The 8,575-nt window shown below is 56.1% G+C and carries 6 protein-coding genes and 1 tRNA gene; 1 reads left to right on the forward strand and 6 read right to left on the reverse strand.

The features are described 5' to 3' along the window. The first annotated feature begins 141 nt into the window (after positions 1 to 141). Complete coding sequence (locus CJF39_RS13870) at positions 142 to 1,851, forward strand: amidase (RefSeq protein ID WP_094993922.1); 1,710 nt, start codon at positions 142 to 144, stop codon at positions 1,849 to 1,851. Positions 1,852 to 2,027: 176 nt separating this feature from the next. Here the strand turns inward: CJF39_RS13870 and CJF39_RS13875 are convergent. From CJF39_RS13875 to CJF39_RS13900, 6 genes are all read right to left on the reverse strand, one after another. Continuing rightward, positions 2,028 to 2,102 (reverse strand) — tRNA-Gln (locus CJF39_RS13875). A 286-nt stretch (positions 2,103 to 2,388) separates the two neighbouring features. Continuing rightward, positions 2,389 to 2,844 (reverse strand): glycine zipper 2TM domain-containing protein, encoded by a 456-nt coding sequence (locus tag CJF39_RS13880; protein ID WP_094993923.1) that lies wholly within the window; start codon positions 2,842 to 2,844, stop codon positions 2,389 to 2,391. A gap of 165 nt (positions 2,845 to 3,009) precedes the next feature. Further along, on the reverse strand, positions 3,010 to 4,098 hold the full coding sequence (locus CJF39_RS13885) for a YkvI family membrane protein (protein WP_094993924.1): 1,089 nt from the start codon (positions 4,096 to 4,098) through the stop codon (positions 3,010 to 3,012). A 408-nt stretch (positions 4,099 to 4,506) separates the two neighbouring features. Further along, positions 4,507 to 6,045, reverse strand: coding sequence for a cryptochrome/photolyase family protein (locus CJF39_RS13890; RefSeq protein WP_094993925.1), 1,539 nt, complete (start codon positions 6,043 to 6,045; stop codon positions 4,507 to 4,509). A 117-nt stretch (positions 6,046 to 6,162) separates the two neighbouring features. Further along, positions 6,163 to 6,621, reverse strand: coding sequence for a thiol-disulfide oxidoreductase DCC family protein (locus CJF39_RS13895; RefSeq protein WP_094993926.1), 459 nt, complete (start codon positions 6,619 to 6,621; stop codon positions 6,163 to 6,165). Between the two features lie 645 nt (positions 6,622 to 7,266). Then, entirely contained in the window at positions 7,267 to 8,565 is a 1,299-nt protein-coding gene (locus CJF39_RS13900) for an MFS transporter (protein ID WP_249275363.1), read from the reverse strand. Between the last annotated feature and the right edge of the window lie 10 nt (positions 8,566 to 8,575).

Genomic DNA, 8,575 nt, shown 5'->3' on the forward strand with positions numbered 1-8,575 from the left:
ACTAGTTCAGCCCTGCTGCGTGAGCCGTGCAATGAGAATTGATATGACCTGCCCTTTTAAAACACACGACGCTTTTACCCCCCGCCCCAGAAGTGATGCCAGCCGTCGCCTGTTTGCCTTCATCGCAAAAGCGGTGACGGCATGATCGAAGTGACTGAAGTCTCGATTGCCCACTTGCGCGCCGCGCTGGAATCAGGCCATACCACCGCCGTGGAGCTGGTCGAAGCCTACCTGCAGCGCATCGACGCCTATGACGGTCCGGACACTCCCACCGCACTGAATGCCGTGGTGGTCCGCAACCCGCAGGCACTCGCGCAGGCGCAGGCTTCAGACGAGCGTCGCGCCAAGGGCCAAACCCTGGGCCCACTGGACGGCATTCCGTATACCGCCAAGGACAGTTATCTGGTCAAGGGCCTGACTGCAGCTTCCGGCAGCCCTGCGTTCAAGGACCTGATTGCCTACCGCGATGCCTTCACCATCGAACGCCTGCGGGCGGCTGGAGCCATTTGCCTGGGCAAAACCAACATGCCACCCATGGCTAACGGCGGCATGCAACGCGGCGTCTACGGCAGGGCCGAAAGCCCATACAACGCCGATTACCTGACCGCACCGTTTGCCTCCGGCTCATCCAACGGCGCCGGCACAGCTACCGCTGCCAGTTTCGCAGCCTTCGGTCTTGCGGAAGAAACCTGGTCGAGCGGCCGCGGGCCTGCCTCCAACAATGGCTTGTGCGCGTATACCCCATCCCGGGGCGTAATTTCGGTGCGGGGCAACTGGCCACTGACGCCGACCATGGACGTGGTTGTCCCCTATGCGCGCACCATGGCTGACTTGCTTGAAGTACTCGACATCGTAGTGGCGGACGACCCTGAGACCCGCGGCGACCTGTGGCGCCTGCAACCCTGGGTGCCCATTCCAAGGGCCTCTTCGGTGCGCCCCGACGCCTACCTGCAACTGGCCGCTACCCCACAGGCCCTGGCCGGTAAACGCTTTGGCGTGCCGCGCATGTACATCAATGCAGACGCCGAAGCAGGCACCTCGGAAAACCCGGGAATCGGCGGCCCTACCGGGCAAAAGATCATCACGCGCGATTCAATAATGGACCTGTGGAAACAGGCACGCCACGCACTGGAAACGGCAGGCGCTGAGGTGATTGAAGTGGACTTCCCGCTGGTCTCCAACTGCGAAGGTGACCGGCCGGGTGCGCCCACTGTATTTAACCGCGGGCTGGTGTCCAAAGCGTTTATGCACGACGAGCTGTGGGAACTGTCTGCTTGGGCATTCGATGATTTTCTGCGCGCCAACGGCGATCCGAAACTCAACTGCCTGGCCGATGTCGATGGGCCAAACATTTTCCCCCACGACCCCGGCACCCTGCCCAACCGTGAAGACGACCTCGCTGCCGGTATGGATGAGTACGTAAAAATGGCCAAGCGTGGCATTACCCCCTGGGATCAGATTGCCTCTTTGCCGGATGGCCTGCGCGGGCTGGAGCAAACCCGAAAGATCGATCTCGAAGACTGGATGGATGCACGCAAGCTGGATGCGGTGATCTTCCCGACGGTCGCTGATGTCGGCCCGGCCGATGCCGACATGAATCCCGAATCAGCGGATATCGCCTGGAGCAACGGCGTGTGGGTGGCCAATGGCAATTTGGCCATTCGCCACCTGGGCGTCCCGACCGTCACAGTGCCGATGGGCGTCATGCACGACATCGGCATGCCTGTGGGGCTGACCTTTGCTGGCCGCGCCTACGATGACTCAGCCTTGCTGCGTCTGGCCAGCGCATTTGAAGCCACCGGCTCACGACGCAAAGTGCCGCCGCGTACGCCACCGCTTAGCACACCTTAAGCAGTCAGGGGTTGGCGTAGCGCAATCGCCAACCCCTGCTCTTTTGTGCTCGATACAAGTGCCGGACACGCAAAATCGCTTCGCAAACAACACGCAAAGTGAGGAAGTGGTTTTAGATTCAAAAGGATGGTTACGCAGAATGCGCAGCAACGGTATACGAGAAATACTGTAAGAAATGGCAGGGGCGGCTGGATTCGAACCAACGCATGGCAGGATCAAAACCTGCTGCCTTACCGCTTGGCGACGCCCCTGTATCTGTTGCGATGAGTGCTTGGCACTCGACTCCCGCGTGCTCAGCGCAAAACACATAAAGGGCTTTGAACTGCAGGCCATCGGATGACCTGTCCGGGAATGCGCGCAAATTTACCAACATTCGTAACATCTGGAAACCCCCAAACGCACAAATTTATTAAAAAACAGCCACTTAGTAGGAAAAACGGAAAATAACCGTCGAAAACAGCCTCATCAAAAGCACTGCTCGACAGGAAAAACCATTGCCCCCAAGTCAACCAGCGCTTGCGGGCAATGCCTGAGGGGTTAGTTTTGTGGAATCACCCGCGCGTCACTGCCCGCGCCTTCGATATACACGTGCATCCCCGGCTTAAGGACAGGGTTGATTGGCTGGGTAACCGACACCAGGACACCACTTTTGACCCGTACGATAATTTGCTGAACTTGCCGCGGTTGGTCATAGCGCTGTCTTTCGGTGTAGTTGCCGCCCGCCGCCCCGGCCAGCGCACCGGCCACCATCGCCACATCCCGCCCCGTGCCATGACCGATCAAGCTGCCTATCCCGGCCCCGGCAATCCCGCCCAAAATGGCGCCGACCCCGCTGTCATGGTTAGTCTGTGCCTGCGTAAGCTCAATTTGCTCAATGACCCCGGTGCGGATTTCATACTCATTTGGCCCCGGGTTATTCGCCCCGCCATTAACGCAAGCGGTAAGGACGAGTGCTACAAGTGCGATTGATAGCGTTGACAGAATGTTTCTCATCGCCGACTCCATAGTCCAGAAAGGGGTTAGTCAAACTGAAAAAGAGCGTAGCACACGGTTTTTTTGACGCCCGCTAGCGGCGCTTTGCCCTGCAACGTGAATGAAAAAACCCCGCACAAGGCGGGGTTCTGGTTTCAAGGGAGGGCTGTTGCGAGACCGCGCCCGTTATGAAGCCGCGTCCAGTTCAGCTTTAAGCGCCTTGGCGCTTGAGCGACCACGTACCCAGCTAAACGCAATCGCGAGAATGAGGGCAAAGCCGACGTATCCCAGCAGTGGGTAAACAGTCCCGACCAATTTGCTAAAGCCACCCAGGCTCAAGGCCAGCCCCACGCACACAGCCACTGCGCTGGTCACCTTGAAACGACGCGTTTCAGGTTTTGCAAAACGGGCGCTGAACGCAAAGAACATCCCTACCGCCGTGCTGTACACCATGCAAACCAGGGCCAGCGACATCACAACCGACAGAATCGGCGAAATGCGGCCGGCCAGTGCCAGCGATGGCATTTCGATGCCCTGCAGTTGGTTGATATTGGCGAACAGGCCGATGTTCAACAGCAGGATCAGCACGCCCAATCCCAAACCGCCGAGTATGCCGCCCACAGCCGCGGCCTTCGGTTGTCGAGTCATGCCTCCGATCACAGCCAGCATCGGGAAACCTACCGCGATGTTGAACGATGCATACAACAGGGCCCCGACAAACCAGTTGCCGGACACCGTTTCGTTGTTCTCACGGGCGACAGCGTCGAGGGTCTCTACGGGTGCGTTGTAGCTGAAAATCGAATACGTGGTGATGATGAGCACCATGGCCAGCAGAAAGGGCATGACAGCGCTGATCAAATCAATGATGCGCTTGACGTTCATGCACAGGGTGGCGATCACCAAGAGCGTCATCAGTACGCCGCCAAACAAAGGTGGCATGTCGTACTGCTGAGCGAAGATTGAGCCGCTGCCAGCCAGCATTACCACGCCGACGCCATACAAGAAGAACGACAACACCACATCAACGACCCATCCAATACGTGCCCCGAAAAGGCTGTAGAGAACCTCTTTGTGCGAATTGGCTTGCATCTTCGAGCTCATGCGGGCGATTTGCATACCCAAAAAGGCAAACATCAGGCCGCTCACCAGCGTGCCTGCGATGCCTATCAGCCCATAGCCGGTAAAAAACTGCAGCACCTCCTGTCCGGAAGCAAAGCCGCCGCCAATGACCACAGACATGTAAGCAAGAGCAATCTGGATGGACTGTTTATTCATTACACTTTTCTCATTCTTAGACTTATTAGGTGCACGCCACAGGAGACGCTGCCAGCGCCCTCTTCTGCGGGTAAAGCGCCCCGACAGAGCAGGTTCTCGAATCAGTCAGATAGGAGGTGCTGCGCAGGTAGACAGACGCCGAGCGCAGTATAAGAAGTGTCATGTAGTCCTTTTCACCATATACACCGCCATATCTGGTGAAAAATGCGGCCTTAATGCGTTTGGCCTCATAAAAGTCTGGATCTTGTCTTTATTAACCCCAAAAACGATTGAAATATATTGATACAAGACAATCTTTACAAATCAGTCAGTTAGCGGTTTGGTGCTACGCGCTCTATAACGACATGAACGCTCATGTGCGAAATCCAGAGCGCAATACAGGTAAGTACGCCTGCGCATTCAGTCTTTTTAAGGGGGCTCACCTGCCTCCAGCTTAGCCAGCAGGTCTTGGCCACGTAGCCAAAGTGCCTCCTGCTTCGACTCAGGCATACGCGCGAGGTTTTTGTAGATCATGCTCATGCGTTGATTACTGAGCAGAAGATCACGGTGGCGCATCAAAAAATGCCAATAGAGCGCGTTGAATGGGCACGCGTCCTCACTCGTACTTTCGCTCACCTTGTAAGCACAGCCACGGCAATAATCCGACATGCGCTTGATGTATTGCCCGCTGGCGCAATAAGGTTTGGAGCCCAGATAACCGCCATCGGCATGCATGACCATGCCAAGGGTATTGGGGAGTTCCACCCAGTCGAAGGCGTCCATGTAAATCGCCAGATACCACTCGCAAATTTGGCTCGGAGCAATTCCCGCCAACAGTGCGAAATTGCCGGTCACCATCAATCGTTGAATATGGTGCGCGTAGGCATGCTGCAAGCTTTGGTTGATGGCTTGACGCATGCAGTTCATCTTGGTGTCGCCTGTCCAGTAGAAGGCGGGAAGCGATCGGGTATTGCCGAACCTATTGGAATGGGCATAGTCAGGCATCTTCAGCCAGTAGACCCCCCTGACGTATTCCCGCCAGCCGATCAGTTGCCGAATGAAACCTTCGGCAGCGTTCAACGGGATACTGCCTGACCAATAAGCAGACGCCACATCACTGCACAGCTGATGCAAATCCAGCAAGCCAATATTGAGTGCAGCGCTGATACGGGCATGAAAAAGAAAGGGCTCGTCACTGGCCATTGCATCTTGATAGTCGCCAAAGGCCGCAAGGCCCCAATCAAGAAAGAACGCCCAGAGGACTTGGGCTTCGGCGTGCGTGACAGGGTAATCGTACTTGTCCAGTGAGCCATAGTGACTGGAGAAGTTTTGCGCCACCAACGCCAGTACCTCCTGCGTGATGGCATCGGGCGTAAAACGAGTGGGTAACGGGGGCTTAAGCCCTTTGGGTAACGGTTTTCGGTTTTGCGCATCAAAATTCCAGGCGCCTCCGACCGGGGTGCCGTCGCCATTGAGCAGTAACCCACTTTTGCGGCGCATTTCTCGATAAAAGAACTCCATGCGCAGCTGTTTTTTCCCTTTCGCCCAGTTCGCAAATTCATCACGCGTGCAGAGGAAACGACGATCGGAATGCCACTGGATGGCTAGACCGCAGGCCCTGAGTGATTGCTCCAGGCGCCAATCACCACACTCCGTGATATGAATTTCAGCTGGCTGCAGCAGCGCCTGCCACCGCACCAATTCGCCCGGTACGGAGCCACTGTTGTCCGGATCAACGAGCGAAACGTACTGCACGTTAAATCCGCGCTCACGCAAGGCCGCAGCAAAGTGGCGCATGGCACTCAAGATCAGAACGATTTTTTGCGGATGATGAGGGACATGCCTGGCCTCCTCCATCACCTCAACCATCAGTACCGTGTCGCGTTGTGCGTCGAGACACTGCAGTGACGCGAGATTGAAAGAGAGCTGGTCGCCCAACACCAGGCACAGCCGGTTTGGCCTTTTCATTCGATAAGTTCCTGCAGGGTTTAGTGGACAGGCATCAGGGACGCAAGAAGGCCTCGCGCCGACTCGATCAGTTCAGCAGACGTCTTTGCCGAGTAGGACGAGCCAGATAGCGCAGTGCTATTTGCCCACTGGCGGGTTGGGACGCTTGTCAGAAGGCGCAGGGGGTGAAACCGTGCAGCGATTGTCGGTACAGCGCCGACGCCCATCTGGATGCGGCAACCAGCCCAAGTGCGGGCGCACGCGGCAAAAAAAGCGATAACCAAGGCTCAGCACTGGCCTCATAAACCGCCAGGACAATGGCGTAACCCACATTCCGAGACCGGCGGCTCGCCAACTCCATAGCGTCGCGTCCAAGCCTGTGACCCACGCTCCGTCACTGAACCTGGCGTGCAGGCACGACTGCATCTGCCCAAGGGTAAATCCCAGGGTTTTTGCGTCGAAGGTCGCTTCACTGATATCAACAAATACCAGCCGCTGCGGCGAGGCCCGCGCTCGTAACACGTTGATTTCCTGGGCGCAGAGCGGGCAAGCGCCATCAAAAAAAAGCGTCAGTGGCCACTGCAAATTCTTGTACATCACCCGACTGCCTGTATAAGTTTTTCACACAATATTCTCAAACAGCTCTGTAGGCAACCGATGCGCGATCTTGAACGCCAAGCACGCTTTTACTTCACCCCTTGCAGGAATAAGGAGTCACAGCGCGACTCGCTACAGGCTCAATTACCCTTGCTCAGCACGGATTACGGCCTGGGCGCAGGCTCCACGAAGTGACGTTCAGGCTGCGTAACAACGACTGCACCTAGGCGATTGAGTCTCACAGACTTGACGTTGTAGCCACCTGCGGTGCCCGATCTGATGCAGCTAGGGGCGAAGTTGATATCGCTGCCGCCTGCGTTGAGGGTGATTTCTAGTTGGCAATCAGTTTGAAGCCTGCTTGCGCACGAACAGGCCCATGCCCTGCCCTGCCCCACGCCCGTCGGTGGGAAGCTGGTCAGGCATGTGCCGGTAGGGGAGATAACCTTTCAATCTTGCGCTAGACCGCAGATGGGGGAGCCCGCCTTGATCGACTAGACGCATTGAGCGCCTGATCTTTGCCGGTTATAGCCAATCGTCCAAGGCGCAACCGGGCAATCGTGAATACAGGCTAACTGTTGATTCAATTCCAAGCCGCAACTCACGAGACGTCGCTACCCAAAAGTAGCGACGGTTATCGAGCGCGAACTACACAAGTTTGGCCGCTAATATTTTTTGCTTGCGATATAGAATGGTTGTCGCCGTAAATCCGCACATCGCCGCGAACATAAGCCAGTAGGCTGGCGATGCTTTATCCCCTGTAGCCTGGACCAGCAGGGTCGAGATTGCCGGGGTGAAACCGCCAAATACAGCAGTTGCCAGACTGAACGCTAGCGAGAAGCCAACCACACGGACGTTCTGAGGCATCACCTCAGTTAACGCTGCAACTATAGCGCCATTGTAAATACCGAAAAAGAATGAGAAGTACAGCAGGACGGTAAGCAACCGTTGGAAACTAGCCGCTTCTGCCAGCCAGTGCATAGCCGGATAAGCCGTAAAGATGCACAGAAAAGAGATCGCGAGAAGCAGCGGGCGACGACCTATCCGATCAGAAATCGCACCGCCTATGGGTAACCAGAAAAAGTTACTGACACCAACAAGCAACGTGACCACCAGGCTATCGGTGGTGCTCAAGTTCAGTACAGTTCTACCAAACGTGGGGGTATAGACCGTGATCAAGTAGAACGTGGTCGTTGTCATGGAGGCTAACAATCCGCCGGCAAGTACTGTGCGCCAGTTGTCACGCATTGAGCGAAACACTTCACGCGTTGTTGGACGGTGCAGGCGTGCAGCGAATGCCGCTGTTTCTTCAAGTGAACGGCGGATAATGAAAATGAACGGGATAATCACGCAGCCAATGAAAAAAGGAATGCGCCAGCCCCAGTCGGCGATTTCAGCAGCCTGCATGGTAGCGTTGATGGTGTATCCAAGTGCGGCCGCTACGACGATTGCAACTTGCTGACTGGCCGATTGCCAACTTGTGTAGAAGCCGCTGTGGCCGGGTGTTGCAATTTCCGCAAGATACACGGATACACCGCCCATCTCTGCGCCGGCAGAGAAGCCTTGCAGCAACCTGCCCAGCAATACCAGAATCGGTGCCGCTACGCCGATGCTGGCATAGCCCGGCACCAGGGCGATCAACACCGTACCAGCGGCCATAATTGACAGTGTCACAATCAGCCCCTTACGACGGCCAACTTTGTCGATGTACGCACCCAGTACGATTGCTCCCAACGGGCGCATCAGAAACCCAGAGCCAAACACCGCAAAGGTCATCATTAGCGAAGCAAATTCGCTGGTGGCTGGAAAGAAGGTCTGAGAGATGTAAGTTGCGTAAAACCCGAAAAGAAAGAAATCGAACTGTTCTAAAAAGTTACCACTAGGCTCTGTACGTAAAGTATTGTCGCAAGCACCGCATAGCGCAGGCCAATGAGACCATCGCCGCAAAACTTGTTGC

Origin of the sequence: Pseudomonas lundensis, from assembly GCF_002269125.1 — a bacterium.
Taxonomy (GTDB): Bacteria; Pseudomonadota; Gammaproteobacteria; order Pseudomonadales; family Pseudomonadaceae; genus Aquipseudomonas; species Aquipseudomonas lundensis_A.

Coding starts and splice junctions, on each gene's coding strand:
- CJF39_RS13870 (WP_094993922.1), top strand. CDS start 142: ATGATCGAAGTGACTGAAGTCTCGATTGCCCACTTGCGCGCCGCGCTG.
- CJF39_RS13880 (WP_094993923.1), bottom strand. CDS start 2,844: ATGAGAAACATTCTGTCAACGCTATCAATCGCACTTGTAGCACTCGTC.
- CJF39_RS13885 (WP_094993924.1), bottom strand. CDS start 4,098: ATGAATAAACAGTCCATCCAGATTGCTCTTGCTTACATGTCTGTGGTC.
- CJF39_RS13890 (WP_094993925.1), bottom strand. CDS start 6,045: ATGAAAAGGCCAAACCGGCTGTGCCTGGTGTTGGGCGACCAGCTCTCT.
- CJF39_RS13895 (WP_094993926.1), bottom strand. CDS start 6,621: ATGTACAAGAATTTGCAGTGGCCACTGACGCTTTTTTTTGATGGCGCT.